The following is a 25,742-nucleotide window of genomic DNA, read 5'->3' as shown; positions in this document are numbered from 1 at the left end:
CGTTTGGGAGGGAGACGCGCTTCGGCCGCTCCGCCACCTGAACGAGTGAACATCACCAGGGAGTTGGCGAACAACTCCTCAGAGGCACCGGAATGAAAGATTCCGCCAGACTGACTGGATCTTCCGGTCCGGCTTTGGCAGGATGCCCGCCCGCAATCGAGCGATAACCCGGTGTATCCCTCGGTAAGCGGTCCTGACCTGCCCGTACGGGCAGAAACCGGAGGTACGAGGGTTCCTCGGGCGGGTCGTGCAGACTGGGGATCATGCGTATGGAACTCGCCACGTCCCCCGGCTCCGCCGAACGGCCCAACGAGGACTGGGCGTCGCTGGCGCTGCCCGCTTCGGGCCAGGGGGGATCCCTGGTGGCACTGGACGGAGTCACCCCGCCCCGAGGTGACGACGGCTGTCTGCACGGTGTGCCGTGGTTCACCAGCCGGCTCGGCGGCACCCTGCTCGAACTCGCCACGGCGCGCCGCGATCTGACACTGACCGAAATCCTCTCCGCGGCAATCCGCCGCACCGCCGACGCCCACCGCCAAACCTGTGACCTTTCTCACGTACGCACGCCCCAGGCGACCGTGGTCGTCGCGCGCTGGGACGCCGACGCCGTCGAGTACCTCGTACTCTCCGACTCCACCCTGCTGCTGGAGTCCCCGGCGGGGGAGGTACGGGCGGTCCTCGACGACCGGCTCGACCGGCTGCCGCGCGAGGCGCTGCGTACCCACGCTTCGGCGGACACCCTGCGCAACGCCGAGGGCGGCTTCTTCACGGCGGCGGCGGACCCGTCGGTGGCCGCCCGCGCGGTGACGGGCCGGGTCCCGCGGGCCGGGGTCCGGTCCCTGACCGCCCTCACGGACGGCGCCTCCCGCTGGACCGACATGTTCAAGGAGGGCGACTGGGCGGCGTGCGTGGCACTGCTGCGCTCCTCGGGCCCGCAGTCCCTGATCGACCGGGTCCGGGCGATCGAGACGGCGACGGCGGACCGGGCCGAGCCGGTCCGCTGGAAGCTCCACGACGACGCGACGGCGATCTTCGTGGAGCCTTAGGCCCTCCGACGCGCCCCGCCGCCCACCCCTCCGCCCTTCAGTCCGCCGCGGTCTCGTTGAGCTGGCGCAGCAGCCGGCCCAGCTCGGCGACCTCGCCCCGGTCCCAGCCCGCCAGCTTCCGTACGTACCGCTCCCGGCGCGCGTCCCTCACCCGGCGGAACCGCTCGAGTCCTTCTGCGGTGAGCCGGACGAGTGACGCCCTGCCGTCCGCCGGATCGGGCTCGCGGATCACCAGGCCGACGTCCTCCAGCGCCCGGAGCTGACGGCTCATCGTCGCCTTGCCGACCCCGAAGTACGCCGCGAGGTCCGTCGCGCGCTGCGCCCCGGCGTCCTCCAGCCGGACCAGCAGTCCGTAGGCGGCGGGCTCCAGACCGGGGTGGACCTCGCGCGCCATCTCGCCCGACTGGGCGCGCGCACGGCGCAGGAAGACCGCCAACTCCCGCTCCAGGCCGAGGAATACCTGGTCCACACCGTTCGCACCGCTGGGGGCTGCTTCACTCCCCGTACCGCTTCTGTGCACGTCAGCACCCCTCGTACGCTTTCCGAATCCTGAAAGTTTCTGCCGACGGCGACCGTCTCCGCAGTTCGGTCAGTATTTCGCAGGCGTAGACCAACGGCACCACCTTCCGGGCCTTCCTTGCCACCGGTCTACGTGCGTAGCGTCATGAGTGGCATGTCCACACCATGTTGCTCCATTGCGGTGCCGTGCCGTCAGTTCGCCCCCCACCCCCACGAGGTCAGTCGGAGGCACGCTTATGTCCGTGCAGAGATCCGGAACGACCGTTCCCCACCCCGAACCGAGCAGATTCCGCCGGTCCCGCCGCCCCCGCCACCCGCGGGCCGTCGCCGCCGGCGCGCTCCTCGCCGTCCTGTCCCCCGCCACCGCGCTGCCCGCGTCCGCCGCGGGCCCGCAGCCGGACGAGCGGGACCACCCGCCGCGCGGCTCCGCCCATATGGGCATAGGAGTCGTCGAGCACGACGGCAGCGGCGGGCTGCCCGTCCCCGTCAGAGCCGCCCAGACCGAGGGCGTCGACGTCTCCAGCCACCAGGGCAACGTGAACTGGTCCGCCCTGTGGAGCAGCGGCGTCCGCTGGGCCTTCGTCAAGGCCACCGAGGGCACGTACTACAAGAATCCCTACTTCGCCCAGCAGTACAACGGCTCGTACGACATCGGCATGGTCCGCGGCGCGTATCACTTCGCCACTCCCGACACCGCGTCGGGCGCGGCCCAGGCCGACTACTTCGTCGACAACGGCGGCGGCTGGTCGCGCGACGGGAAGACCCTGCCCGGCGCGCTGGACATCGAGTGGAACCCGTACGGCGCCGCCTGTTACGGCAAGACCCCGGCCCAGATGGTCAGCTGGATCCGGGACTTCCTCAACCGCTACCGGGCCAGGACCGGGCGCCATCCGGTGATCTACACGGCGACCAGCTGGTGGAGCCAGTGCACCGGCAACTACAGCGGCTTCGGCGCCGACAACCCGCTGTGGATCGCCCGCTACAACACCACCCCGGGGACGCTCCCGGCGGGCTGGGACTTCTACACCATGTGGCAGTACACCTCGTCGGGGCCGATCGTCGGTGACCACAACAAGTTCAACGGGGCGCTGGACCGGGTCGTCGCACTCGCCAACGGCTGAGCCCCGCCGCGTCCGGGCCCGGGAGCCCGACCGCCACCGCCGCGTCAGGACCAGTGGGCGGGCCGGTCGAGAGCCGGGGGGAGCCCGGTCGCGGTATCGCCGCGCGCCGCGTTCACCTGCATCTGGGTGAGGAAGAGACTCCCGCGCAGATCGGCGCCGGACAGCTCGGCGTCCCGCAGATCCGCGCCGATGAGATCGGCCTCGCGCAGATCGGCGCCCGTCAGATCCGCGGCGATCAGATACGCGCCCCGCAGGCTCACGCCCCGCAGATCGGCGCCGCGCAGCCGCGCGCCCATCAGATCGGCACCCCTGCGGTCCTTCTTCCGGCCGCGGACCGGGGCCCGCACCAGCTCGCTCGTCCGCAGCAGCAGGGCGTTCACCTTCTCCCGCTGCGCGCCCACGTCCACCCGCGCGAGACCGGCGGGGTCGAGCCGGGTCAGCGCCTCGACCTCGGCGACCAGCGCGCGCAGCTTCTTGTGCAGGGGGCGGGCGGCGTCCCGGGCCAGCGCGTCGGTCAGATACCACAGCAGTTCCCGCAGATGCCGTACGACGGGGAAGGCGTCGAACATGTCCCGCGCGGTCTCCGGCGCGGCACGCCAGTCCCGGCCGCCGAAGGTCTCCTGCGACACCTGCTGCCCGGCGCCGAAGCAGTCGTACACGGTGCACCCCTGGTAGCCGCTGTTCCGCAGCCGGGCGTGGATCCCGCACCGGAAGTCGGTGCCGAGATTGCCGCAGGGGTCGCCGGACGCCTTGTCGCGGGCGAAGTCCGCGGAGGCGATGAAGGGGAGGGCGACGCAGCACAGCCCGAAGCAGCTGCCGCAATCCGCCCGGTCCCCGCGGGCCGCCGGGCCCGGAGAGCTGGTGCGCATCCCCCTATTGTCAGCCCGCCGCCCCGGGGCCCTGCCCCGAGCCCAAAGCCGGACCCGCCCGGCATCCACGGGTACTCGTCGGTGGGCTGGTCGCGCAGCCCCCCGCGCCCCTAAAAACATCCCCGGTGCCGCGCCCCTGAAAGATCTCGGGCTGAGGGCTGCATGTCCGTCGGCGTGGGGAGGGCGGATGCGGGGTTGCCCCCGCAGCCGTCGGCGGGGTGCAGCGGTCAGTGTTTCCGGGGGCCCGGGTTCCGCCGATGGCGAGGAGGTAACCCCTGAGTCGACCGACCAACCCGCGCCGCACAAGCAACCCGCAGAGTCCCGGAGCAACGCTCACCCAACAAGAAACACCAAGCCCCCGCACAACACGCCGCGACCCCGGGGCACCAGGGCCCCGGGGCTCACGCACCCCCCAGCGGGAGGCGACCCGGCGGGAGGCGACTACGCCGCGACGGCCACCCTGGCCGGGCTGAGCGCCACCTCCAGGACCTGGCCGACGTCCGTCACCGTGTGGATCTCCAGCGTGTCGCGGATCTCCGCCGGGACGTCGTCCAGGTCGGGCTCGTTCCGCTTGGGGATCACCACGGTCGTGATGCCCGCCCGGTGCGCCGCCAGCAGCTTCTGCTTGACGCCGCCGATCGGCAGGACCCGGCCCGTCAGGGACACCTCGCCCGTCATCGCCACATCCGTCCGCACGAGCCGTCCCGACAGGAGGGACGCCAGCGCCGTGGTCATGGTGATTCCGGCGCTCGGCCCGTCCTTGGGGACGGCACCCGCGGGGAAGTGGATGTGGATCCCGCGTTCCTTGAGGTCACCGACGGGCAGCCCGGTCTCCGCGCCGTGCGACCGCAGGTAGGAGAGTGCGATCTGCGCGGATTCCTTCATCACGTCGCCGAGCTGGCCGGTGAGCGTCAGTCCGGCGGCCCCGGTCTCCGGGTCGGCGAGGGACGCCTCGACGTAGAGGACGTCACCGCCCGCGCCGGTCACGGCGAGCCCGGTCGCGACACCGGGCACGGCGGTCCGCCGCTCGGCCGGGTCCTGCGCGGACTCGGGCACGTGGTGCGGCCGGCCGATCAGCCCGCGCAGCTCTGCCGCTCCGATGGTGTACGGCAGCTCCCGCTCGCCCAGCTCGTGCTGCGCGGCGACCTTCCTGAGCAGCCGGGCGACCGCCCGTTCCAGGTTCCGTACGCCCGCCTCGCGGGTGTACTCGCCCGCCAGCTTCCGCAGCGCCGACTCGTCGACGACGACCTCTCCGTCCGCGAGACCGGCCCGCTCCAGCTGGCGCGGCAGCAGATGGTCCCGGGCGATGACGATCTTCTCGTCCTCGGTGTAGCCGTCGAGCCGGACCAGCTCCATCCGGTCGAGCAGCGCCTCGGGGATGGCCTCCAGCACATTCGCGGTGGCCAGGAAGACGACGTCGCTGAGGTCCAGCTCGACTTCCAGGTAGTGGTCGCGGAAGGTGTGGTTCTGTGCCGGGTCGAGGACTTCCAGCAGGGCCGCGGCCGGGTCCCCCCGGAAGTCGGACCCGACCTTGTCGATCTCGTCGAGGAGGACGACGGGGTTCATGGACCCGGCCTCCTTGACTGCCCGCACGATCCGGCCGGGCAGGGCGCCGACGTAGGTACGGCGGTGGCCGCGGATCTCGGCCTCGTCCCGGACCCCGCCGAGGGCGACCCGGACGAACTTCCGCCCCATGGCGTGGGCGACCGATTCGGCGATCGAGGTCTTGCCGACGCCGGGCGGCCCCACCAGGGCGAGCACGGCGCCGCCGCGGCGGCCGCCGACGACTCCGAGGCCCCGGTCGCCGCGCCGCTTGCGCACGGCCAGGTATTCGGTGATCCGCTCCTTCACGTCCTCCAGGCCGGCGTGCTCGGCGTCGAGGACGTCCTTGGCGCCCGCGATGTCGTACGCGTCCTCCGTGCGCTCGTTCCACGGCAGTTCGAGGACGGTGTCGAGCCAGGTACGGATCCAGGAGCCCTCGGGGCTCTGGTCGCTGGCGCGCTCCAGCTTGTCGACTTCCTTGAGGGCGGCTTCGCGCACCTTCTCGGGCAGGTCGGCGGCCTCCACGCGGGCCCGGTAGTCGTCGGACTCCTCGCCTTCCTGCTCGCCGTTGAGTTCGCGCAGCTCCTTGCGGACGGCGTCGAGCTGGCGGCGCAGCAGGAACTCCCGCTGCTGCTTGTCGACGCCTTCCTGGACGTCCTTGGCGATGGACTCGGCGACGTCCTGTTCGGCGAGGTGTTCGCGGAGCTGCTCGGTGGCGAGCCGCAGCCGGGCGACCGGGTCGGCGGTGTCGAGCAGTTCGATCTTCTGGGCGACGGTGAGGAAGGGCGAGTAGCCGGCGTTGTCGGCGAGCTGCGAGATGTCGTCGATCTGCTGGACGCGGTCCACGACCTGCCAGGCGCCGCGCTTCTTCAGCCAGTCGGTGACGAGGGCCTTGTACTCCTTGGCCTGCTCCAGCACCTGTCCGGGCAGGGGGTCGGGCAGCGTCTCGTCGACCCGGGTGCCCTCCACCCAGAGGGCCGCGCCGGGGCCGGTGGTGCCCGCGCCGATCCGCACCCGGCCGCGGCCCTTGATGAGCGCGCCGGGGTCGCCGTCGGAGAGCCGTCCGACCTGCTCGACCGTCCCGAGCACACCGGTCGCGGCGTACGTCCCGTCCACCCGGGGAACAAGCAGTACCTCCGGCTTGCTGCCACTCCGTGAACGGACGGCGGCCTGCGCGGCCTCCACCGCGGCCCGTACTTCGGTATCGGTCAGATCCAGCGGCACCACCATTCCGGGCAGCACGACCTCGTCGTCGAGCGGCAGCACGGGCAGGGTGAACGGTGTGAACGCGTCGGACTCAGCAGCCATGATCTCCCCTTTGGCAGTGAACTTGAGCTATGTGGACTCAATGCTTGGGGAGGGAGCATTGTTCCCCCTCCACTGTTCGCCGTGAGCGATCGCCCGCGGGCGCACCGCGCGGACCGCCCCGCCGGGCCCGGCACAGCCGCCGGGCGGCTACGCCCGCGTCCAGTGGTGGAGGACGCCTTCCTCGGGGGACGCGGTGCACCAGGTGCCGTCGCCGAGGGGCTGGGGGTAGCCGGATATCGCGAGGGGATAGCGCAGCTGCCCGATCAGCGCCGGCCGGGCCGTGTCGAGGAGCCAGTGGCGGCCCGCTCCATGTTCGTCGTCGCTCTCGACCGTTCCCACCAGAGCCGTGTCCTCGTCGACGAAGCCGCCCGCGTAGTCGAAGCACGGTCCGGGGTCGTCCGCCTCGTCCGCCGGGTCGGCGTCGGGGTGCGCGGGGACCTCGGCCGCCGGAACGCCGCCCACCACCGAACCGTCCCCGGCGCGGTGCACCGTGACGGTGTTCTGGTCGTGGTCGACGGCCAGCAGCAGGCCGCCGCCGGGGCTGACGGCCAACAGGACGAGGTCGTCGGCGCCGTAGGAATCGACCGTGAGCGTCCTGCCGTTCCAGCGGCCCCACCGCAGGGGCGCGCCGTCCTGCCCCTCCCCGATGCTCAGGCCCATCTGCCCGGGGTCCGGGTGCGGTACGTGGACGGAGCCGGCGGCGGAGGTTCCCGTCTCCGCACGGGCGAGGACCGTGCCGTCGGCCGGGTCGACCACCAGCCACTCCTCCTTCCCGCCGGCCACCACATGGACCCAGACGGTCTTCCCGTCGGCGGCGAAGCCGACCGATCCGCCGCCCGACCACGAGGGCCGGGCGGGGTGGCTCACCTCCCACACCGCGTCCCCGGCCCGGTCCACGGCCCATACGGCGTCAGGGCCCGCGAAGACGGCCAGGTCGGCGGTCGGCGACACGGCGTACGAGGCGTCGGCGCGCGGCCAAGGCGCCGGGAAGCGGACCTCGGCGGCGGGGGTCGCCCCCGGTTCCCGGGCGATGTCCACGACCACCACCTCCGCGTCCGAGCGCTGCGTCAGCCGCCAAGGCGCGCCCGGACCCGCCCGCTCCGCCACGGGGGCGTCCCCGGCGCCGGTGAACGGGAGGGGCGCGGGCACGGTACGGAGAAGACGGGCGGTCTGAGGCACGGGCACTCCGGAGGGCCGGCGACGGGTCGGACGGGAAGCGTCACCACGAAGGTACGACCGGCCACCGACAGCGCCCCGGGCGTTGTCAGTGCCCTGTCCTACTCTCCGGATATGAGCATGCACGGTACGTACGTCCGCCTCACGCCCGACGAGTCGGCCCGGGCGCTGCGCGATCCCGAGTGGGCCGAGGGGTACGTCGACGGGCTGCTGGAGGCCGAGCCGGACGTCGAGCGGCTGCCGCCGACCGCCCGCAGCCACCACACGGACCGGGCCTGGCACGCCCTCGACTTCCTGTTGCGCCGCAGGGGGTTCCCCGTCGACGTGGTCCACGGGGAGGAGGAGATACCGGGCGCCGACGACTGGGGGTACGGCCCGCCCCGGCTGCTCTCCCCCGAGCGGGTGCGGATCGCCGCGGACGCGTTCGCCGTGCTCGGTCCCGCCGGGCTGATAGCGGGGGTGGCCCCGGGGGATCTCACGGCGGCGGAGATCTATCCGGTCTCGCGGTGGTCCGAGCCGTACGCCCTCGAACTCCTCACCGGCCACTATCCCCCGCTGGCCGCCTTTTTCCGGGCCACGGCCCTGCGCGGGCACGCCTTGGTCGTCTGGATCGACTGACGACCCGGCGGCCCGCGGGTGGCGGCGAGAACCGGACGGCGCCCGGCCCGCGATAGAGGGGTGTGAGACCACGACGCCCGAAGACCCCGGAGCGGCCGGACGGCACCCCCTCCGACACCGACCTGTTACGTGCCGTCGCGCGCGGTGACGCCGACGCGCTCGCCGTGCTCTACGACCGGCACGCCGGCTGGCTGCACGCCCGGCTGACCCGCCGCTGCCGGGATCCCGAGACCGTACGGGAGGTCCTCCAGGACACCTTCGTCACGGTCTGGCGCTCCGCCGCGTCCCACCGGGGCGGGGAGGCGGGCGGCTGGCTGTGGGTGATCGCCGCCCGGCGGCTGGTGGACGCCTCGCGGGCCCTGGCCCGTACGGAGCCGCCGGTCCCCGTTCCCGTAACGGATGCTCCGGCCGTGCCGTCCGCCGAGGAGCGGGTGCTCGCCGGACTGGAGTACGGGGACGTGGGCGCCGCGCTGGACCGGATCTCGCCGGAGCTGCGGGAGGTGCTGCGGGCCACGGTCGTGGACGGGCTGACGACCCGTGAGGCGGCCCGGGTCCTCGGGATACCCGAGGGCACGGTCAAGACCCGCGCGTCGCGCGCCCGGCGCGAACTGCGCGCGGCACTGGAGCTGATCGCCCCCGGCACACACCCCTTGGGAGGCACCGCATGAGCGACGGAACCAGGCCGGGGCGGCCGTCGGACGGCTGGCACGTCGACGCCGCGCTCGCCGCCGCCTACGCCCGCGACACCGTCCGCGAACCGGACGCCTGGGCCGTGGAGAAGCACATCGAGACCTGCGCCGGGTGCGCGACGGCGGTCTCGGCGGCCGTACGCGCCACACCGGCGGCGGCCACGGCGCTGGCGACGGTCCGCGCGTCGCTGCTCGCCGGGATCACGGACCGTGCGGCGGCGCCCGCCGGTTCCGGTGAACGCACCGCGCCCGGGGCGGCGACCGGATCCCGGACCGGCCGGTGCGCCCGGAAGCACACCGCCCCCGGAACCGCGGCCCACCGCACCCCGGCGGGCACCGGCGCCCGGACGTCCCGGCCAACCGGGGGGCCCGGCCCGCGCCCGGGCTCCGCCGGGCCGCGTCCACCCCGGAGCCCCCGGGTCGCCCGCTGGCGGCCGCTCCTGGCGCGGGGCGTCGGGCCCGCCGTGGGCAAGGGGTGGCTCGGGGCGGTCGTCGCCGTGGTCGCGGGCGCGCTGGCCCTGTCGTACGGCGCCGGATTCGACGCCTCCCGCCCCCTGCTGCTCGCCCTCGCGCCCGCGCTGCCGCCCGCCGGGGTCGCCGTCGCGTACGGCCGGCACACCGACCCGCTGCACGAGATCGCCGCCGCGACACCCTCCGGCGGGCTGCGGCTGCTGCTGACCCGTACCGCCGTGGTCCTGGCGGTGAGCGTGACGCTGCTGACGGCGACGGGCGCGCTGCTCCCCGCCGACGGCACCGCCCCCGGCGCGGCGGCCTGGCTGCTCCCCGCCCTGGCGCTGACCTCGGGCGTTCTCGCCCTCGGCAGCTGGACCGGACTGCCGGTCGCCGCAGCCGTGCTGACGGGCGGCTGGCTCACCGCCGCCCTGCTGCCCGCCGTGGGGACCGCGCCCGAACGGTACGGCGAGCGGCTCGCGCCCCTGCTGGGCACCGCGGCGCAGGGCGGCTGGGCCGCCGCCGCCGTGCTCTGCGCCGGGCTGCTGGTCCTGCGCCGTTCGACCTTCGATCACGTGGAGAGAGTGTGAAGATCCGCCCCGACGGCCTCGGTCCGCCCACCGCCGGGACCGGCGACGGCGCCGACGTGGCCGCCCTGACCGTCCGCCACCGCCGTACGGTCGCCCTCCGCGCCGTCGACCTCGACTTCGGTACCGGCGTCCACGGCCTGCTGGGCCCGAACGGCGCGGGCAAGACGTCCCTGATCCGGGTGCTGGCCACGGTCGCCGCGCCCGCCGAAGGCCGGGTCGTGCTGCTGGGCCGTGATGTGTCGGTCCGCCGCGACCGTACGGACGTACGGCGGCGGCTCGGCTATCTCCCGCAGGAGTTCGGCTACTACCCCGGTTTCACGGTCCGGGAGTTCGTGGCGTACGTGGCGTGGCTGAAGGAGCTGCCCGCGGACCGGGTCCCGGACGCCGTGGAGTACGCCGTGGAGCGCGTCGGCCTCGCCGACCGGATCGACGCCCGGCTGAAGACCCTCTCCGGCGGGATGGTGCGCCGGGTGGGTATCGCCCAGGCGATCGTGAACGAGCCCGAGCTGCTGCTGCTCGACGAGCCGACCGCGGGTCTCGACCCGGAGCAGCGGGTGGAGTTCCGGGCGCTGCTGCGGGAGCTGGGCCGGACGGCGACGGTGATCGTATCCACCCATCTGGTGGAGGACGTGGCCGCGGCCTGTACCCGCGTCACCGTCGTCGAGTCGGGCCGCGTCGCCTACCGGGGCACGCCCGGCGAGCTGGCGGCGCTCGGCCGGGACGCGCCCGGCGAGGAGGGCAACGCCATCGAACGCGGCTACACGGCGGCCCTGCGCGCCCACCGGGCGGCGCACGCCCCCGCCGTCCCGCCCACCCCTTCCCCGACTCCGGAGCCGAGCCCATGACGACTGTGGACACCCCCGCGCCGCCGCGCCCCGGACCACCGCGGCGCCCCCGGCCGCGGGTCCGGCGCGATCATCCCCTCCGCGCCGAGCTGCTGCGCGGGGTCGGGCCGTGGGCGGGCGCGGCCGTGGCGATCGCCGTCGCGGCCGTGCTGTACGAGAAGGCGGACCCGGGAACCGACTGGCAGACGTACTGGTCGGAAGGGGCCGTGCTGCTGCGGGTGGGGAGCGTCCACATAGGCGGCGCGATCGCGGCGGCGGCCGGCTGCTGGCAGGGCGGCCGGGAGCGGCGCCGCAACATGCTCGGCCTTCGGGCCTCCTCGGCCCGAAGCCCGCTGCGACAGGCCCTCGTCGCGGTCGCGCCGGTCGTCCTGTGGCCGGTCGCCGCCCAGCTCACCGGGCTGCTCGCGGTGATCCTGGCGACCGCCCCGTACGCGAGCGCCGGTGGCCCGTACATCTCGGTGGCCGTCGCCGACACCGTCGCGATCGGCTCCCTGAGCGTCCTCGGGTTCGTCGCCGGACGGCTGGTCGGCCATCGGCTCGCCCCGCCCCTGGTGGGCATCGGCACATGGATCCTGCTGACGCTGCCCGTCTACGACGTCGGCGCCCGGAAGAGCGTCGCGTCCCTGCTCAACCCGGCGGACCAGGGCCCGTTCGGAAGGCTTGAGCCGGTCTGGTGGTACACCCCCGCGTCCGTGCTGTGGACCGGCGGACTCGCCGCCTTCACCCTGCTGCTGTACGCGGCCCGCCGCCGGGCCTTCGCGATCGTCCCGCTGGCCGCCGCCGTCTGCGGCGCGGCCGTACTGGCCGACACCGGGGAGGGCCTGTGGCGCCCCGACCCGGCGCTGACCCGGCTGGTTTGCGACGACGGCACCCCACGGATCTGTGTGGAGGCGCGGCACGCCGGGCTGAGGCCGCAGATCGCCGCCGCGCTGGGCGAGGCGCACGACAGGCTGCGGGGTGTGCCCGGAGCACCGGTCCGCTGGGTCGACAAACCGGATACGGCGTTGGCGGCGGGCGAGGCACATCTCCCGGACCCCGTGCTCCAGGTGTTCCGGGGGCGGCTCACGGACCCGGAGGGGTATGCCCGGTGGGCCGTGGACAGCTTCCTGGGGCACTGCGACACCCGGGAGACCGACGCCCCGGACGCCGACTGGCGGCGGTCGGCGGAGATCGACAACGCGGTGGGGCAGTGGCTGGCCCCGTACGAACAGCGGTGGTCCTGGTCCGTCACCCCGGACGCGCGGCGCCATCTCGCCCGGCTGGAGGCCATGACGCCCGCCGAGTCGCGCGGCTATCTGGCCCGGCGGCTCGCGGTGGACGCGTGCGCCACCCCCGGGAAGGTGCCCGCGCCATGACCACCCGGACCCCTCCCGCGCGCATACCGCCTTCGGTACGGCGCCGGGCGCTCTCCCCCGTCCTGCTGTACGGCCGCTCCCGCGGGCTGCCCGTCGCGTTCGCGGCCCTCGCGGTGACGCTCCTGGTCACCGCGTGGGCGGAGCCCCGGCTCGTCCGGGAGCACGGTGTCGTGGACCCGGCGAACCGGCTGCCGCTGACCCTGCTGGCGCCGGTGGTCGCCGCCGCGGTCGTCGGCACGGGCCTGCACACACCGAGCGCCGAACTGGACCGGGCCGCCGCCCGGCCCTGGTGGTGGCCGCGGCTGCTGCACGTCGCCGGGGCCACCGGGCTCGCCGCCGCCGGACTCGCCCTGGCCCTGACCGGGAGCCCCGACGTCTACGGCTCCCCGGCGGCGATCCGCAATCTGCTGGGCGGTGTCGGGCTCACGCTCCTGACGGCGGTGGTCGCGGGGGCCGGGCCGAGTTGGCTGCCGACAGCGCTCTACAGCGCGGTGGCGTACTTCGTCCTGATCCCGGCCGACGAGGCGCACACCGGGGCCGCCGGGGTGTGGGGCTGGGCGGTCCAGCCCGGCCCGCAGACCGGCGCGTGGGCGACGGCCGTGACGCTGTTCGCCACCGGGACCGCGGCCTGGGCCCTCCTGGGCTCGCGCCGCCGGGACGGCTGACCGGAACGACTGACCGGGACGACCGGCCGGGGCGGACCGGCCTTACCGCCCCGGCCGGGCGGTAAGGCTCCCGTACGGCTCCGGCGCCGTACCGCCCGGAAAAATCCGGCGCCGCCCGGCAAAGGCACCGTACATGGCCGAAATCGTTCGCACATTCCCGTCCCGCGGGCGACGATGACCCGGTCCGCCCCCAGCACACCGGAGGTTGTATGTCCCTACCCGTCACCCTGGACCGCCGCGACGGCCCGTACGGCGAAGTCGTCCTGCGACGGCGGGGCCATCACCACGAGATCATCGCCAACGGATGCTTCCTGATGGACACCTCGGACGGCCGGTCCGAACGGCGGCTCGTCGACGCGGCGTTCGAAACCCTCACCGCCGATATCCGCCGCGCACCGGTGAGAACGTCCGAAAAGCGACCCGCCCTGCTGATCGGCGGACTGGGTGTCGGCTTCTCCCTCGCACACGCCGCCGCCGACGCCCGCTGGGGCCGGATCGCCGTCGTCGAACGCGAGGCGGCCATCGTCGACTGGCATCTGACCGGGCCGCTCGGCGCCGTCTCGGGACCGGCGCTCGCCGACCCCCGGAGCGTGATCCTCCGCACGGATCTGCTGACCCATCTCCGGGATACCGACGAGCGCTATGACGCCTTGTGTCTGGATATCGACAACGGTCCCGACTGGACCGTCACGGACGACAACTCCGGACTCTACGCCCCCGCCGGACTCGCCCTCTGCCGGGCCCGGTTGACCCCGGGCGGGGTGCTGGCGGTCTGGTCGGCCCAGCCGTCCGCCGACTTCGACACGGCATTGCGGAATGCCGGGTTCAGCGGGGTAAGAACCGAAGAGATCCAGGTTGCCCGGGGCGTACCGGACGTGGTCCACCTCGCCGTTCGCCCTGCGTAGCCGGGACGCGGACACTGCCTTTAGTCTGCTGAACCACACACCGGATCGACAATGAGCGTGAATCTCCCGAGAGCGCTTACAGGGGCGGGCGATGGAACAGACACAGACCACCACCCAAGCAGGCGGCGCGGCCACGCCCGGCGCGCAGCGACGGGTGCTGGTCGTCGAGGACGACTCGACGATCGTGGACGCCATCGCCGCCCGGCTCAGGGCCGAGGGTTTCCTGGTACAGACCGCCGCCGACGGCCCGGCGGCCGTCGACGCGGCGGACGCCTGGCAGCCCGACCTGATGGTGCTGGACGTGATGCTGCCCGGCTTCGACGGTCTGGAGGTCTGCCGCCGGGTCCAGGCACAGCGCCCGGTCCCGGTGCTGATGCTCACGGCCCGCGACGACGAGACCGACATGCTGGTCGGTCTGGGGGTCGGCGCCGACGACTACATGACCAAGCCGTTCTCCATGCGCGAGCTGGCGGCCCGGGTGCACGTCCTGCTGCGCCGGGTGGAGCGGGCGGCGCTGGCGGCGGTCACTCCGCGCAGCGGCATCCTGCGCCTGGGCGAGCTGGAGATCGACCACGCCCAGCGCCGGGTCCGGGTCCGGGGTGACGACGTCCATCTGACGCCGACCGAGTTCGATCTGCTGGTCTGCCTGGCGAACACACCGCGCGCGGTGCTCTCCCGGGAGCAGCTGCTCGCCGAGGTGTGGGACTGGGCCGACGCGTCCGGGACCCGGACGGTGGACAGCCACATCAAGGCGCTGCGCCGGAAGATCGGCGCGGAGCGGATCCGTACGGTCCACGGCGTCGGCTACGCGCTGGAGACGCCCGCCCCATGAGGCGGGGCACCGGGACGGGCGGCGGGCGGGGCGGGGTCCACGAAGGGCCCCGGCCCGGCCGGGCGCCCGGGTCCGGCGCGGGGGGCGCGGCCCGGCGCCGCCGTACGGTCCCCATCTCGATCAAGACCAAGCTCGGCACGCTGGTCGTGGTCTCGGTCTTCATCACCACGGGTCTGCTGCTGGTCGCCCTGAAGACCTCGACCGAGTTGCGGTTCATCACGGTCTTCTCGATCATCGCGACGCTGTTGATCACCCAGTTCTTCGCCCACGGCCTGACGGCGCCGCTGGACGAGATGACCCGGGTCGCCAAGGGGATATCCCACGGCGATTACACCCGCCGGGTGCGGGGCGCCGACCGCCGTGACGAGCTGGGCGACCTCGCCTCCACGATCAACCGCATGGCGGACGACCTGGAGGCGGAGCACCGGCACCGCAAGGAGCTGGTGGCCAATGTGTCGCACGAGCTGCGGACCCCGATCGCGGCGCTGCGGGCGGTGCTGGAGAACGTGGTGGACGGGGTGTCGGCCGCCGATCCGGAGACCATGCGGACGGCGCTGACGCAGACCGAGCGGCTGGGCAGGCTGGTGGAGACGCTGCTGGACCTGTCCCGGCTCGACAACGGGGTCGTACCGCTGCGGGCGCACCGCTTCGAGGTGTGGCCGTATCTGTCGGGGGTGCTGAAGGAGGCCAATCTGGCGGGCTCGCACCGGGGGCTCGCCTCCGGCTCCGGCCGGCACACCCGGACCGACGTCCATCTGCATCTCGACGTCTCGCCGCCGGAGCTGACGGCGTACGCGGACACCGAGCGGCTGCACCAGGTGGTGGCGAACCTGATCGACAACGCGGTGCGGCACTCCCCGCCGCACGGCCGGGTCACGGTCCTGGCCCGGCGCGGGCAGCAGCCGGAGTCGCTGGACCTGGAGGTGATCGACGAGGGTCCGGGGATCCCGGAGCAGGAGCGGCACCGGGTCTTCGAACGGTTCAACCGGGGCGAGGTCACGGCTCCGCACGGCAAGGGCAGCGACGGCGGTACAGGGCTCGGCCTCGCCATCGCCCGCTGGGCGGTCGATCTCCACGGCGGGCGGATCGGAGTGGCCGAATCCACCCGGGGCTGCCGGATCCGGGTCACCCTTCCGGGAATTCCGGTACACCGTCAGTTGACGTAGGGTTCGAATCCCCCGGCGCCGGAGTGCGTGTACGTGACAAGGGCCATGCCATCCAGTGGCGGCCGTCACCCGTCCGGACCGGTGCCCGAAGCCGTTTCCCCGCTCCCGGCGGGGTCCTCCGGCCGGTGGGCCGGTATCTCCCCGGCCATGGTCCGGCCGAGGTCCGGGCCGGGCCAGGCATGGGCAAACTGTGGTTGTTTCCCGCCATTCCTCGCAATGAAACCCGGGTTTCGATGTGACTTACGCGACGATGACCGACCCGGCCTGCATCTGAGGCCTCAGGAGGCGTAGCCTTTATTTCCGCTGTCCATCACCTTGTGAAGCGGAAGAGGGCGGTTGCCGCCGTGTCGTCTCAGTCCCCCAGTAACGCCAGTTTTTCGGCCGACCAAGGCACGCAGGGCCAGGGCCCCGCGGCCGCCTTCGGTGCCAATGAGTGGCTCGTCGACGAGATCTACCAGCAGTACCTCCAGGATCGCGATTCGGTAGACCGCGCCTGGTGGGACTTCTTCGCCGACTACAAGCCCGGTGGGAAGAACACCGCCGAGGCCCCGGCGGACGCCGCCGCGGCCGCTCCGGCGAAGGCCGCGCCGGCCCAGGCCGCGGTCCCCGCCCCCGCGCCCGCCGCCCAGCAGACGGCTCCCGCCGCTCCGGCCCCCCAGGCCGCCGCGACGCCCGCCCCTGCCGCGGCACCCGCTCCGGCGAAGGCCGCGCCCGCCGCGCCCGCCGCGGCTGCGAGCCCGGCCGCGACCCCGGCTCCGGCCGCGGCTCCGGCTGCGGCTCCGGCCGCGGCGAAGCCCGCCGCCGCGCCCGCGGCGAAGGCCGCCCCGGCGGCCGGGTCCTCGGACGGTCCCGAGCTGATCACCCTGCGCGGCCCCTCGGCCGCGGTGGCGAAGAACATGAACGCGTCCCTGGAGGTGCCCACGGCGACGTCCGTGCGCGCCGTCCCGGTGAAGCTGCTCTTCGACAACCGCATCGTCATCAACAACCACCTCAAGCGCGCCCGGGGCGGGAAGGTCTCCTTCACCCACCTCATCGGCTACGCCATGGTGCAGGCCCTCAAGGCCATGCCGTCGATGAACTGGTCGTTCGCGGAGAAGGACGGCAAGCCGACCCTCGTCAAGCCCGAGCACGTCAACTTCGGCCTCGCCATCGACCTGGTGAAGCCGAACGGGGACCGCCAGCTCGTCGTCGCCGCGATCAAGAAGGCCGAGACGCTCGACTTCTTCGAGTTCTGGCAGGCGTACGAGGACATCGTCCGCCGCGCCCGCAGCAACAAGCTGACGATGGACGACTTCACCGGAGTCACCGTCTCCCTCACCAACCCCGGCGGCCTCGGCACGGTCCACTCCGTGCCCCGGCTGATGCCCGGCCAGTCGGTGATCATGGGCGTCGGCTCCATGGACTACCCCGCCGAGTTCCAGGGCACCTCCCAGGACACCCTGAACAAGCTGGGCATCGCCAAGGTCATGACCCTGACCTCGACCTATGACCACCGGGTCATCCAGGGCGCCGCGTCCGGCGAGTTCCTGCGCGTCGTGGCCAACTCCCTCCTCGGCGAGAACGGCTTCTACGACGGGATCTTCGAGGCGCTGCGGATCCCCTACGAGCCGGTGCGCTGGCTCAAGGACATCGACGCCTCCCACGACGACGACGTCACCAAGGCCGCCCGGGTCTTCGAGCTGATCCACTCCTACCGGGTCCGCGGCCATGTCATGGCCGACACCGACCCGCTGGAGTACCGCCAGCGCAAGCACCCCGACCTCGACATCACCGAGCACGGGCTCACCCTGTGGGACCTGGAGCGGGAGTTCGCCGTCGGCGGCTTCGCGGGCAAGACCCTGATGAAGCTCCGCGAGGTCCTCGGTGTGCTCCGCGACTCGTACTGCCGCACCACCGGCATCGAGTTCATGCACATCCAGGACCCCAAGCAGCGCAAGTGGATCCAGGACCGGGTCGAGCGCCCGCACTCCAAGCCGGAGCGCGAGGAGCAGCTGCGGATCCTGCGCCGGCTGAACGCCGCCGAGGCCTTCGAGACCTTCCTGCAGACGAAGTACGTCGGCCAGAAGCGGTTCTCCCTGGAGGGCGGCGAGTCCGTCATCCCGCTGCTGGACGCGGTCATCGACTCCGCCGCCGAGGCCCGCCTCGACGAGGTCGTCATCGGTATGGCCCACCGCGGGCGGCTCAACGTCCTCGCCAACATCGTGGGCAAGTCGTACGCCCAGATCTTCCGCGAGTTCGAGGGCAACCTGGACCCGAAGTCGATGCACGGCTCCGGCGACGTCAAGTACCACCTGGGCGCCGAGGGCACCTTCACCGGCCTCGACGGCGAGCAGATCAAGGTCTCCCTGGTCGCCAACCCCTCCCACCTGGAGGCGGTCGACCCCGTACTCGAAGGCGTCGCCCGCGCCAAGCAGGACGTGATCAACAAGGGCGGCACCGACTTCACCGTGCTGCCGGTCGCCCTCCACGGCGATGCTGCCTTCGCGGGCCAGGGCGTCGTCGCCGAGACGCTGAACATGTCGCAGCTGCGGGGCTACCGCACCGGCGGCACCGTCCACGTCGTCATCAACAACCAGGTCGGCTTCACGGCCGCGCCGGAGTCGTCGCGTTCCTCGATGTACGCGACCGATGTCGCGCGGATGATCGAGGCGCCGATCTTCCACGTCAACGGGGACGACCCCGAGGCGTGCGTCCGGGTCGCCCGGCTGGCCTTCGAGTTCCGCCAGACGTTCAACAAGGACGTCGTCATCGACCTCATCTGCTACCGCCGCCGCGGTCACAACGAGGGCGACAACCCGCAGTTCACCAACCCGCAGATGGTCGCCCTGATCGACAAGAAGCGCTCGGTGCGCAAGCTGTACACCGAGTCCCTGATCGGCCGCGGCGACATCACCCTCGAAGAGGCCGAGCAGGCGCTTCAGGACTTCCAGGGTCAGCTGGAGAAGGTGTTCGCGGAGGTCCGCGAGGCCACCAGCCACCCGGCGCCGACCCTGGTCCCGGACCCGCAGGCCGAATTCCCGGTCGCCGTGACCACCGCGGTGTCCCAGGAGGTCGTCAAGCGGATCGCCGAGTCCCAGGTCAACATCCCGGACACCACCACCGTCCACCCGCGGCTGCTGCCGCAGCTCCAGCGCCGGGCCGCATCCGTCGAGGACGGCACCATCGACTGGGGCATGGGCGAGACGCTGGCCATCGGCTCCCTGCTGATGGAGGGCACCCCGGTCCGGCTCTCCGGCCAGGACACCCGGCGCGGCACCTTCGGCCAGCGCCACGCGGTCCTGGTCGACCAGGAGACCAACGAGGACTACACCCCGCTGCTCTACCTGACCGAGGAGCAGGCCCGGTACAACGTCTACGACTCCCTGCTCAGCGAGTACGCGGCGATGGGCTTCGAGTACGGCTACTCCCTGGCCCGGCCCGAGTCGCTGGTCATGTGGGAGGCGCAGTTCGGCGACTTCGTCAACGGCGCGCAGACCGTCGTCGACGAGTTCATCTCCTCCGCCGAGCAGAAGTGGGGCCAGACCTCCGGCGTCACCCTGCTGCTGCCGCACGGCTACGAGGGCCAGGGCCCGGACCACTCGTCCGCCCGCCCCGAGCGCTTCCTCCAGATGTGCGCGCAGAACAACATGACGGTCGCCATGCCGACGCTGCCGTCGAACTACTTCCATCTGCTGCGGTGGCAGGTGCACAACCCGCACCACAAGCCGCTGATCGTCTTCACCCCGAAGTCGATGCTGCGTCTGAAGGCCGCGCAGTCGAAGACGGAGGAGTTCCTCACCGGCGGGTTCCGCCCGGTCATCGGGGACGAGTCCGTCGACCCGGCGGCGGTCCGCAAGGTCGTCTTCACCTCCGGCAAGGTCTACTACGACCTCGACGCGGAGCGGAAGAAGCGGGGCGTCACGGACACCGCGATCATCCGTCTGGAGCGGCTGTACCCGCTGCCGGGCGCGGAGCTCCAGGCCGAGATCGCCAAGTTCCCGAACGCCGAGAAGTACCTGTGGGCGCAGGAGGAGCCGGCGAACCAGGGCGCGTGGCCGTTCATCGCGCTCAACCTGATCGACCACCTGGACCTGGCGGTCGGCGCGGACGTCCCCCACGGGGAGCGGCTGCGGCGGATCTCCCGCCCGCACGGCTCGTCGCCCGCGGTGGGCTCCGCCAAGCGCCACCAGGCGGAGCAGGCCCAGCTGGTCGAAGAGGTCTTCGACGCGTAGCCGCCTCCCGCTAGGGGTAACCCGAGAGCCCGGCGCCTCCTCACGGAGGCGCCGGGCCTTCGTCATGCACGGACAGGGGGAGCACCCGGGGGCGCGAGGAACTGCGCGACAAGCCACGGACCGGGCCGCGGGCGAACCACCGGGCAGAGGCTCCCGGAAGCGGCGCAGCCTAGCGGCGGGTCTTGAGCAAGCCCACCGCGCGGTCGAAGGCCGAGTCGCGGTCCGCGGCGAACTCCTCCGGGGTGAAGACCGGGACGGTGATGTGCGGCGGCACCCCCGGGCCCTCGTGGGTGTTGCCGCGCGGCGTGGTGTACCGCTCGTTGGAGAGGCCGAAGCGCCAGCCGTTGGGGAGGGACCTGAGCAGGATGTCGGAGAGGGCTCCCTGCGTGGGCTCGCCGATCAGCGTCGTCGGCGACGGGCGCTCGGCGAGGGCCTTCACAAAGGTCTCACCGGCGCTGACGGTGGCTCCCGAGGTGAGGACGGCGACCGGTCCCGTGTAGCGCGGCACTCCCTGCGCCGGGGCGACCCGGGCGGTGTACCGGGGCGTGAAGCGGGTGTCGTCGCGGGGGTCGTTCCTGGCCTCCTTGCGGTAGGCCGGGTAGCCGCGGTCGGTCAGCCGGGACGCGATCCGCAGGCCCAGCTCGTCGCTGCCGCCCTGGTTGACCCGGACGTCCACGACGAGTCCGCGCCAGGCGGCGGGACCGCTGGTGCGGGCCCGGGTGACGATGCTGTCGAGTACCCGGTCGAGTTCGGCGGCGTCGGCCTCGGTGGTGGAGGAGCCGGGTGTGTACCCCCCGAAGCGGCTGATCCGCAGATAGCCGATTCCGCCGGGGAGTTCGGCGTAGCCGATGGCGCCCTGGGCATGGCTCTCCAGCGCCGTACCGCCGAGGTTCCGTCGTTCGACGAAGGCGCGGACCCGCGCGTCGTACGCCTCGTCGGGGTCGACGGTCCCGGCGCGCTGCCCGGAGGAGAAGCGGCCCAGGTCGGTGGCCTGAAGGGCGACATGGGCGTCCTGGAGGGGCGCGGTCATCGCGGAGAGGATGTCGAACAGTTCCTCCTGGGTGGTGCCCGCGTGCACCCGCGGCCGGTACCGGGCACGCGCCTCGTCCCAGTCGACGCCCCGGCGCTCGAAGAAGGCGTAGTTCTCCTCGAAGGTCTGCCAGAAGACGTCGAAGGTGGCCACAGGACCGGTGGGCGGGGGCTGTTCGCAGCGCGCCGGCAGTGCGGCGATCCGGCGCAGTTGGCGGGTGCCCAGGGAGCCGTGGACGCGCAGCCCCGCGCGGTCGCCCGCCCGGGGCGTCACCGTCAGGGAGAACTCCTCGGCGTCGAAGCGCACGGCGCCGCCGGGGCCCGTAGCTCCCCCGCTCCTGGCGGCGAGTCCGGGCAGGCAGCTCACCGCGGTGGTGTCCCAGAACTGGATGTCCCGGCCCCGCACGGAGACGACGGTCCCGTAGCCGTCCATCCGCCAGAAGCCTTCCACCGTGGCGGCCCCGGACGGGGTTCCTCCGGGTCGCGGGACCGCGCCGGGGCCGGGGGCCGCGGTGGCGGTGGAGAGGGAGCCCGCGAGGGCGAGTGCGGTCCCGGCGGCGACGAGGATTCCGCGCCGGGACAGCGGGCGCCGGCCCCGGCGGGGCCCGGAGCCGGACGCGGCGGACTGCATTGGTCTCACTGTGTTCCTCCCATGATCGGTCGTCGGCCATCCTTCCGACACCGTCGCGGGCACCGCGTCCACCTCGGGGTACCGACCTCGTCAACCCTCGGTCGTACGGGGCGAGTCGGGGCTCACCTAGGGGTCGGCGGCCACATCGGCCGGAGGAGGTCCTCCAGGGCGCGGGACTCCTCGGCCGCGCGGGCTCCGGGCATCCTGGACAGGCGGTGTACGCGGTCGCGTTCCGCGGCCACCAGCCCGGCGAGGACGTCGTCGGCGCCCCGCAGATGCCGTACGGCGGTCCGGATGTCGCCGGGCTCGTCCTTGTCGACGCCGCGTTCGACGAGGCGCCGGCCGAGGCGGGTGAGGACCCCGGCCCGGCCGGGTCGTGCCGGGGCAGCAGCGGCAGGGCCTCCGTCCACGCGGCGATCACCGAGTCCCGGTGCGACCGGCTTCCGCCGGCGGCGTACCGCTCGTCGCGTCGATCCCGGCGAGCAGCCCGTCGGCGGCGCGCCCGGCGGGCGCGGGCGGCACGGCGAGCCGGGCTGGGCTTCGCACTTCGGACGGGCGTGCGCTTCGACGTCGTCCACGTCCGGCCGACCGGTCGGGGAGGGCTGCTGAGGGTCCGTCATCAGCCTGGATTTTCGCACCATGCAAGTCTCAGAAGGGGGTTCGTGCGGCTTTCGAGTGAGAACGGGTTCTGAGAACGGAAGCGGGCTCGGTAGCGGTCCGGCGGCCCGTTTCCGATCTTGCTCGGACAAAGGGCTGTTTGCGAGAGACCCTGCCTCGCGGATCACGTGGGCGGGGTGTAGCCGCGGGTGTGGATGAGGTTGTGCACGAGCTCGGTGAAAGCGCGGGTGGCGGCGCTGCGGTAGGCGCCTTCGCGGTGAATGAGGGTGACGGTGCGGGACGGCAGGGGCGGGTCGAGAGGAAGGGGTGTGAGGTGGGGGTGGTCGTGGGTGATGGCATTGGGCAGGACGGTGGCCAGGGGCGTGCGCCGGACGATTTCGGTGAGGGCCTGGACGGAGTTGGCCTCAACCGCGATGCGAGGGGTGGCCTGGTGCCTGGCGAGGTAGGCGTCGATATGGGTGCGGGTGGCGAAGTCTCCCCGTAGCAGGGCGAGTTGAATGTCTTCGAGGGCCCGTACGGGTACGGGAGCCGGCCCGGCGTGGGGACGCTGGGTGGCCGTGACGAGGCTGAGGGTCTCGGTGAACAGCGGCGTGGGGGTGATGCCGGGCGAGTGGGGTCCGGTGAAGGCGATGCCGAGGTCGAGGTCGTCGGCGAGCAGGGCGGCTTCGATGCGGTCCTGGGTCGTCTCGGTCAGTGAGAGCTGGACGCCGGGGTGGTGGTCATGGAGCTCGGCGGTGAGCGGACCGATGAGGTAGGCCGAGAAGGTAGGGGCGGCGCCCAGGCGCAGGTGGCCGCGGGAGAGGTCCTGTACATCGTGGACCGCGCGTTCCGCGGCGGCCAGGTCGCGCAGCGCGCGCCGGGCGTGGTCGGTGTAGACGGCGCCGACGTCGGTGAGCCGTACCGTGCGGCCGGTGCGGTCCAGCAGCTGCACGCCCAAGGTCCGCTCCAGTTGCTTGATCTGCTGGGAGAGCGTGGGCTGCGAGATATGGAGCTCTTCTGCGGCGCGGGTGAAGTTGCCGTGTTCGGACACGGCGAGCAGGTAGCGCAGATGACGCAGTTCAGGGGCGGCCATAGCAAAACTATAGATGAGAGCAATAGATGCTGTCGATTTCAGCTCTTGGACACTATAGGACCAGGTCATGCATGGTGGTTCTCAGCAGCCCGCAAGGGCCGCTAACCACCCGAAGGGAGTGACCATGCAGGACCTTGCCGAGGGCGTCGCCCGTTTCCAGCGGACCGTCTTTCCGGCCAAGACGGAGCTCTTCGCCCATCTGGCCACGCATCACACGCCGCATACCTTGTTCATCAGCTGCTCCGACGCCCGCGTCGTCCCCGAGCTGATCACCGGCACCGAACCGGGCGACCTCTTCGTGATCCGTACTGCCGGCAACCTGGTGCCCGCCCACAGTCCCGGCGCCGACGGGGTGGCGGCAAGCATCGAGTACGCCGTCGCCGCACTGGAGGTGTCAGACATCGTCGTCTGCGGTCACTCCGCGTGCGGTGCCATGACCGCCCTCGCCGAGGGGCACGACCTCAGCGGCGCTCCGGCGGTCGCCTCCTGGCTGCGGCACGCCGATGCCTCCCGGGCCGGCACCACCGCCGGTGACGTTCCCGCCCTGGTACGGCAGAACGTGCTCGCGCAACTGACGAACCTGGCCACTCACCCATCGGTCGCCCGAGCCCTGGCGGAGCAGAAGGTCACTCTGCACGGCTGGGTCTACGACATCGGCACCGGCCGCGTCGAGGACCTGCTGACGGACAGCTCCGCGGCCACCGCCTGATCCAGGCCCTGCCTCCGCTTTCCCTGCGCGACTCCGCGCCGGGGAGCCCCGCCTACGCGCCGCATCCTGCCCTGCCCGGAAGCGGTCCACCAACACAGAAGGAAGTACTCATCATGGTGCACGCCCAGCTCGACCCCACCGTCCGCCAGACCCTGGCCGACGCCGCTGTCGAGGCCAAGACCCGCAAGAACCTCTCTTGGAAGCAGATCGCCGACGTCTCCGGACTCTCGGTGGCCTTCACCACCGCCGCCGTCCTGGGCCAGCACCCGTTGCCGGAGAAGTCCGCCAAGGCCGTCGCCGAGCTGCTGGGCCTGGACGAGGACGCGGTCATGCTTCTCCAGACCATCCCCGCCCGCGGCTCGATGGCGAACCGCATCCCGACCGACCCGACCATGTACCGCTTCTACGAAATGCTCCAGGTCTACGGCACCACCCTGAAGGCCCTGGTGCACGAGGAGTTCGGCGACGGCATCATCTCGGCGATCAACTTCAAGCTCGACGTGAAGAAGGTCACCGACCCCGAAGGAGGCGAGCGCGCCGTCATCACCCTGGACGGCAAGTACCTGCCGACCAAGCCCTTCTGACCCCAAGGGCGCGCCACAAGCCGGGCAGCACAACGGGGCGGGCCGGATCAACCATCCGACCGGCCCGCCCCGCACTGCGCGGCGCACGAATTCCACCCGCAAGGCGGCCCACCTCCCACCCTTTCGGAGCACCCCCATGGACTTCGTCCAGCGCACCATCGACATCGCTCGGGCCGACGTCGCCGCCACCGGCCGGCTTCTGCGCTGGTAATCCTTCCTCGCGCCGGCCGCCCTTGCCACACACGCCGGGGGTACAGGTCTTCAGGATGCCGACCCGGCCGCACCGGCCGCCGCCGATCGGACGGTTTGCGCCTCCGACCCGTCCTCGAACAGTTCCGGTGCCAGCTCCAGCGCGCGCACCCGCTGGAGCTTGTTCACCTCCGCCAGGAGACCGTCCAGGCCCAACGCGCCGGGGTCCGCCTTCAACTCGGAGAAGAAGGAAACGCCGCCGCCCGCCGACTCCTCGCCGCTGGTGTCCTCGGCGACCAGGTCGTCCAGGCGGGAACGGGTCGCCGCCGACAGCCGGTCCACGGTGGCCGCGCAGAACCGTTCCTCGAAGGTGGTGACCGCCGATCCGACCAGGCGGGCGATGCGTCCCGGCGTCGGCGGCTCCATCCGGTCGCCCCGACAGCGCACGACCACAGCCTCCGCGAGCCGGTCCCGGTTCAGCTACCTCGCGGAACCGCCCGCTCAGCGACCCCGGAAAATCGAAAAGCCGGACAAGAACACCCCCGCCTTGCTGCAGAGAGCTGCTTGTCACTTCGCGGCAGCTTCGGGAGGACAGGGCCTCGTAGGGCATCGCCGCGGGCGATGGGCCGCCGAGCCGCCGCAGGACCTGGGTGGAGACCCGGGCGAAGGCCCACAGCCAAGGCGACGACCCCGGTACCCCGTCCGGTCGCGGGGCCGTGCGGCCGTAACCTGAAGAGGTAGTCCCCCATCCGTCCCGGGAGCATGTCTTGTACTTCACCGATCGCGGTATCGAGGAGCTGGAGAAGCGGCGCGGCCAGGAGGAGGTCACCTTCGAGTGGCTCGCCGAACAGCTGCGGACCTTCGTCGACCTGAACCCGGACTTCGAGGTCCCGGTGGAACGCCTGGCGACATGGCTGGCCCGTCTGGACGACGAGGACGACGACGAGTAGCGCGCGCCGGCCGGTGCTCACCGGCGGGCCGCTGTCGGCGACGACGACGGATC

23 protein-coding genes are annotated in these 25,742 nt (G+C 72.6%); 15 read left to right on the top strand and 8 right to left on the bottom strand.

The window, feature by feature from the left end; translation table 11 throughout:
* Positions 1-263 precede the first annotated feature (263 nt).
* Positions 264-1,046, top strand: coding sequence for a hypothetical protein (locus tag ACFXG1_RS16240; protein WP_384712610.1), 783 nt, complete (start codon positions 264-266; stop codon positions 1,044-1,046).
* Positions 1,047-1,083: 37 nt separating this feature from the next.
* Here the strand turns inward: ACFXG1_RS16240 and ACFXG1_RS16235 are convergent, their stop codons facing one another.
* Positions 1,084-1,566: a MarR family winged helix-turn-helix transcriptional regulator gene (locus ACFXG1_RS16235; RefSeq protein WP_384712612.1), complete on the bottom strand. Its 483-nt coding sequence runs from the start codon at positions 1,564-1,566 to the stop codon at positions 1,084-1,086.
* 235 nt (positions 1,567-1,801) lie between these two features.
* Here ACFXG1_RS16235 and ACFXG1_RS16230 point away from each other — a divergent pair, with 235 nt between their 5' ends.
* The gene (locus ACFXG1_RS16230; RefSeq protein ID WP_384712615.1) at positions 1,802-2,686 is read left to right on the top strand and encodes a lysozyme; all 885 of its coding nucleotides are present in this window, start codon (positions 1,802-1,804) and stop codon (positions 2,684-2,686) included.
* 44 nt (positions 2,687-2,730) lie between these two features.
* Here ACFXG1_RS16230 and ACFXG1_RS16225 read toward each other — a convergent pair whose 3' ends face one another.
* The 3 genes from ACFXG1_RS16225 to ACFXG1_RS16215 all read right to left on the bottom strand — a co-directional run bounded on the left by ACFXG1_RS16225 (position 2,731) and on the right by ACFXG1_RS16215 (position 7,584).
* Positions 2,731-3,555: a pentapeptide repeat-containing protein gene (locus tag ACFXG1_RS16225; protein WP_384712618.1), complete on the bottom strand. Its 825-nt coding sequence runs from the start codon at positions 3,553-3,555 to the stop codon at positions 2,731-2,733.
* Positions 3,556-3,996: 441 nt separating this feature from the next.
* A complete protein-coding gene (gene lon / locus ACFXG1_RS16220; protein ID WP_384743033.1) occupies positions 3,997-6,405 on the bottom strand; it encodes an endopeptidase La in 2,409 nt (802 codons plus the stop codon).
* 147 nt (positions 6,406-6,552) lie between these two features.
* The gene (locus tag ACFXG1_RS16215; RefSeq protein ID WP_384743030.1) at positions 6,553-7,584 is read right to left on the bottom strand and encodes a hypothetical protein; all 1,032 of its coding nucleotides are present in this window, start codon (positions 7,582-7,584) and stop codon (positions 6,553-6,555) included.
* A 111-nt stretch (positions 7,585-7,695) separates the two neighbouring features.
* Between ACFXG1_RS16215 and ACFXG1_RS16210 the strand changes: the two genes are divergently transcribed.
* The 10 genes from ACFXG1_RS16210 to ACFXG1_RS16165 all read left to right on the top strand — a co-directional run bounded on the left by ACFXG1_RS16210 (position 7,696) and on the right by ACFXG1_RS16165 (position 19,907).
* Positions 7,696-8,199, top strand: a complete 504-nt coding sequence (locus ACFXG1_RS16210; RefSeq protein WP_384712626.1) for a YfbM family protein — start codon at positions 7,696-7,698, stop codon at positions 8,197-8,199.
* Between the two features lie 62 nt (positions 8,200-8,261).
* Positions 8,262-8,867 carry an RNA polymerase sigma factor gene (locus ACFXG1_RS16205; protein WP_384712628.1) on the top strand — a complete coding sequence of 202 codons (606 nt, stop codon included), beginning with the start codon at positions 8,262-8,264 and terminating at the stop codon, positions 8,865-8,867.
* Positions 8,864-9,928, top strand: coding sequence for a zf-HC2 domain-containing protein (locus ACFXG1_RS16200; protein ID WP_384743026.1), 1,065 nt, complete (start codon positions 8,864-8,866; stop codon positions 9,926-9,928). The genes ACFXG1_RS16205 and ACFXG1_RS16200 overlap by 4 nt, the downstream gene beginning before the upstream one ends.
* Positions 9,929-9,984: 56 nt before the next feature.
* Entirely contained in the window at positions 9,985-10,773 is a 789-nt protein-coding gene (locus ACFXG1_RS16195) for an ATP-binding cassette domain-containing protein (protein ID WP_384716734.1), read from the top strand.
* A complete protein-coding gene (locus ACFXG1_RS16190; RefSeq protein WP_384716719.1) occupies positions 10,770-12,128 on the top strand; it encodes a hypothetical protein in 1,359 nt (452 codons plus the stop codon). Before ACFXG1_RS16195 ends, ACFXG1_RS16190 begins: the two co-directional genes overlap by 4 nt.
* Positions 12,125-12,793, top strand: coding sequence for a hypothetical protein (locus ACFXG1_RS16185; protein WP_384716722.1), 669 nt, complete (start codon positions 12,125-12,127; stop codon positions 12,791-12,793). Before ACFXG1_RS16190 ends, ACFXG1_RS16185 begins: the two co-directional genes overlap by 4 nt.
* 209 nt (positions 12,794-13,002) lie before the next feature.
* A complete protein-coding gene (locus tag ACFXG1_RS16180) occupies positions 13,003-13,698 on the top strand; it encodes a spermidine synthase (protein WP_384716725.1) in 696 nt (231 codons plus the stop codon).
* 91 nt (positions 13,699-13,789) lie between these two features.
* On the top strand, positions 13,790-14,530 hold the full coding sequence (locus tag ACFXG1_RS16175) for a response regulator transcription factor (RefSeq protein WP_384743022.1): 741 nt from the start codon (positions 13,790-13,792) through the stop codon (positions 14,528-14,530).
* Entirely contained in the window at positions 14,527-15,696 is a 1,170-nt protein-coding gene (locus ACFXG1_RS16170) for an ATP-binding protein (RefSeq protein ID WP_384716731.1), read from the top strand. The genes ACFXG1_RS16175 and ACFXG1_RS16170 overlap by 4 nt, the downstream gene beginning before the upstream one ends.
* Before the next feature lie 344 nt (positions 15,697-16,040).
* On the top strand, positions 16,041-19,907 hold the full coding sequence (locus ACFXG1_RS16165) for a multifunctional oxoglutarate decarboxylase/oxoglutarate dehydrogenase thiamine pyrophosphate-binding subunit/dihydrolipoyllysine-residue succinyltransferase subunit (RefSeq protein ID WP_384743019.1): 3,867 nt from the start codon (positions 16,041-16,043) through the stop codon (positions 19,905-19,907).
* Positions 19,908-20,076: 169 nt separating this feature from the next.
* Here ACFXG1_RS16165 and ACFXG1_RS16160 read toward each other — a convergent pair whose 3' ends face one another.
* The 3 genes from ACFXG1_RS16160 to cynR form a co-directional block, all read right to left on the bottom strand.
* Positions 20,077-21,567 carry a S41 family peptidase gene (locus ACFXG1_RS16160; protein ID WP_384717766.1) on the bottom strand — a complete coding sequence of 497 codons (1,491 nt, stop codon included), beginning with the start codon at positions 21,565-21,567 and terminating at the stop codon, positions 20,077-20,079.
* 122 nt (positions 21,568-21,689) lie between these two features.
* Positions 21,690-21,977 (bottom strand): hypothetical protein, encoded by a 288-nt coding sequence (locus ACFXG1_RS16155; protein WP_384717763.1) that lies wholly within the window; start codon positions 21,975-21,977, stop codon positions 21,690-21,692.
* 371 nt (positions 21,978-22,348) lie between these two features.
* Positions 22,349-23,257: a transcriptional regulator CynR gene (gene cynR, locus ACFXG1_RS16150; protein ID WP_384717760.1), complete on the bottom strand. Its 909-nt coding sequence runs from the start codon at positions 23,255-23,257 to the stop codon at positions 22,349-22,351.
* A 124-nt stretch (positions 23,258-23,381) separates the two neighbouring features.
* Between cynR and ACFXG1_RS16145 the strand changes: the two genes are divergently transcribed.
* Both ACFXG1_RS16145 and cynS read left to right on the top strand, forming a co-directional pair.
* On the top strand, positions 23,382-23,966 hold the full coding sequence (locus tag ACFXG1_RS16145; RefSeq protein WP_384717757.1) for a carbonic anhydrase: 585 nt from the start codon (positions 23,382-23,384) through the stop codon (positions 23,964-23,966).
* 113 nt (positions 23,967-24,079) lie between these two features.
* Positions 24,080-24,550 carry a cyanase gene (cynS, locus tag ACFXG1_RS16140; RefSeq protein ID WP_384717754.1) on the top strand — a complete coding sequence of 157 codons (471 nt, stop codon included), beginning with the start codon at positions 24,080-24,082 and terminating at the stop codon, positions 24,548-24,550.
* Between the two features lie 261 nt (positions 24,551-24,811).
* Here the strand turns inward: cynS and ACFXG1_RS16135 are convergent, their stop codons facing one another.
* Positions 24,812-25,186: a hypothetical protein gene (locus ACFXG1_RS16135; protein WP_384743014.1), complete on the bottom strand. Its 375-nt coding sequence runs from the start codon at positions 25,184-25,186 to the stop codon at positions 24,812-24,814.
* A gap of 320 nt (positions 25,187-25,506) precedes the next feature.
* On the opposite strand from ACFXG1_RS16135, the gene ACFXG1_RS16130 reads away from it, so the two are divergent.
* Positions 25,507-25,689, top strand: coding sequence for a DUF6104 family protein (locus tag ACFXG1_RS16130; RefSeq protein WP_067236968.1), 183 nt, complete (start codon positions 25,507-25,509; stop codon positions 25,687-25,689).
* The last annotated feature ends 53 nt before the right edge of the window (positions 25,690-25,742 follow it).

The organism is Streptomyces sp. NPDC059248, from assembly GCF_042753905.1.
In the GTDB taxonomy this organism is placed as follows: Bacteria; Actinomycetota; Actinomycetes; order Streptomycetales; family Streptomycetaceae; genus Streptomyces.
Note: the sequence above shows the minus strand (reverse complement) of the source record. Positions and strands in the feature narration are given on the sequence as shown.